The following is a 2,105-nucleotide window of genomic DNA, read 5'->3' on the forward strand; positions in this document are numbered from 1 at the left end:
GAACTACGAGGCGCGGGCCAGCCACGTCTTTTCGCAGGATGTCGTCGTGCGCTCCCTGGCGCCGCACATGCACTACCGCGGCAAGGACATGACGTACACCGCCCACCTCCCCGACGGTGAGGAGCGGGAACTGCTCAGCGTCAGCCGCTACGACTTCAATTGGCAGACGTCCTACGAGTTCGAGGAACCGGTCGAGCTTCCGGCCGGCACCAGGATCGAGGTCACTGCCCACTGGGACAACTCGGCGGACAACCCGCACAACCCGGATCCGACCGTCGACGTCACCTGGGGTGACGAATCGACCGACGAGATGATGATCGGCTTCGTCGATTACGTGGCCGCCGAGGGCCTGAGCCCGAAGCCGGCCAGCGCCGTGATCACTAAGCTGGTAGAGCTGGCCAAGACTCACCCGGCGCAGGCATGGCGCTTCGACATCGTTCCGATGCCGGGGAGGGGGATCGAGCCCACCGCCATGCTGCTGCCGCGCGATGGCAGCTCGGGCGGTTGGTACGTCCAGCTCGGCACCCTTGCCTTGCCTGCGCCGGTCGTGGACATCGTCTGGGACGGCAACCACGTGACGGCAACAGCCGAAATCCCCGGGCAGTCCAGGAAGATCGAGGGGACAGTCCAGGAGGACGGCTCCCTGTTGATGAACCTGGGATTCGGCGAGATCAGGGGCACGCCGGCCGAGAACGAGACGCCGGCTACGCTGCCGACCGGTTGACCTCCGGCAACCACAACGCCGGTACGGGTCAGGCCGGTATGGCGGTGGGCAATCCGTGGGAGGAGCGGAAGGACCTCGGCAGGGTGTCTGCCTTCTTCGCTTCTCTGGCTCTCCTGGCGACCTCTCCCCGGCGGTTCTTCGAGGGAGCGCGCGCCGAGGCAGGCATGTGGGGCCCACTCCTGTTCGTGGGTCTTGTCACCCTCGTTGGCGTCTTCCTCAACGGCGTGATTCTCACGATCCTCACCCTGACGCTTCCGGAACCCACAGGCGAACTCCTGTACCGGACGGAGTTCTCGATGGACCCGTCTCAGCTCGCCAATTGGAGGGACTGGAGCGACCTATCGGTTAGCCCCGGGCTGGCCGCCCCCATCGCCATCCAGGCCCTTCTGTTCTTCCTTCCGGTCCTCTTTGCCTTGACGCTGTTCTTCATGCTGTTGTTCGGCGGCCTCGTGCACCTTCTCCTGGTCGTGACCCGCACACCGAGGCCGCAAGGATTGCGGGGCACCTGGGCCGTCCTGTGCTACGCGAACGGCGCTAGCCTCCTGTCCATCATTCCGTTCGCGGGCGATATCGCGAGCACCGTTTGCACCGCTGTGCTGTTCGGGTTCGGTCTCCGTGCCGTCCAGGGAGTCGGAGTCGTCAGAGCGGTGATTCTGTCCTCGATCCTGCCCCTGTTAGCGCTCCTGAGTTCGCTCTTCGGTGAAGGCACCGATCTCCTGACCCTGATTTCGGTCGCGGTCGACATCGTCAGTATCGTCTACGCCGCTTGACGGTCGTCGTCGGCTCAACCACTGCTGGTGGATACTGCGGCCGCCGCAATCACCAGAGCCCAGGGCAGGACGCCATCGGGGATCGGATCCAGGAGCGGTGCCCGGGGGCGGTACTGCAGGAGGTCAGACGCCGGTAAACGAGATCGGACGGTCAGTCGGCCAGCAGGTAGTCGCTCGCGGTCCGAATGGCTATGCCGCGGAACGGGTTCAGCACCAGGAGATCCGCGTCACCCGTCAGGATCAGGTCCGCGGCCCCGCTCAGGGCCAACTCGAGGAACCTGTCGTCGCCGGCATCCCGGGAGGCCCGGACGACGTGCCGGACCGTGACCATCTCGACGGTCCCCAGCAGCCTGCGAAGATACTCCCGGCGCTGTTTGACGCTGACGTAGCGGTCGAGTTTCCGTCGGCTGAGAACGTCTGACAGCTCGTCGAGGGTTGCCCGGGAAGCGAGGACGACCCCTCTCCGCTCCGCCTTCCGCACCGCCTGACCCGGAACCGAGTCTGGGAGCAGCAGCCGGCTGACGAGGAGGTTCGTGTCAACGACGATCCGCTTCGTCGTCGCCATCGTCCAGGATCTCGGCGAGTTTCTCCTCGGTCAGCCCTCGCTCGGC

The 2,105-nt window shown here is 65.6% G+C and carries 3 protein-coding genes; 2 read left to right on the top strand and 1 reads right to left on the bottom strand.

Features of this window, described 5'->3' with window-relative positions; genetic code table 11:
• Positions 1–724, top strand: a 724-nt coding sequence (locus tag OXG30_07430) for a hypothetical protein (protein ID MCY4134730.1), incomplete at its 5' end; no start/stop codon positions are given.
• The gene (locus OXG30_07435) at positions 721–1,494 is read left to right on the top strand and encodes a YIP1 family protein (GenBank protein ID MCY4134731.1); all 774 of its coding nucleotides are present in this window, start codon (positions 721–723) and stop codon (positions 1,492–1,494) included. The genes OXG30_07430 and OXG30_07435, both read left to right, overlap by 4 nt.
• A gap of 151 nt (positions 1,495–1,645) precedes the next feature.
• On the opposite strand, the gene OXG30_07440 is transcribed toward OXG30_07435, so the two are convergent.
• On the bottom strand, positions 1,646–2,059 hold the full coding sequence (locus OXG30_07440) for a putative toxin-antitoxin system toxin component, PIN family (GenBank protein MCY4134732.1): 414 nt from the start codon (positions 2,057–2,059) through the stop codon (positions 1,646–1,648).
• Positions 2,060–2,105 lie beyond the last annotated feature (46 nt).

The sequence above is a fragment of the bacterium genome (assembly GCA_026708015.1).
Taxonomy (GTDB): domain Bacteria; phylum Actinomycetota; class Acidimicrobiia; order Acidimicrobiales; family Bin134; genus Poriferisocius.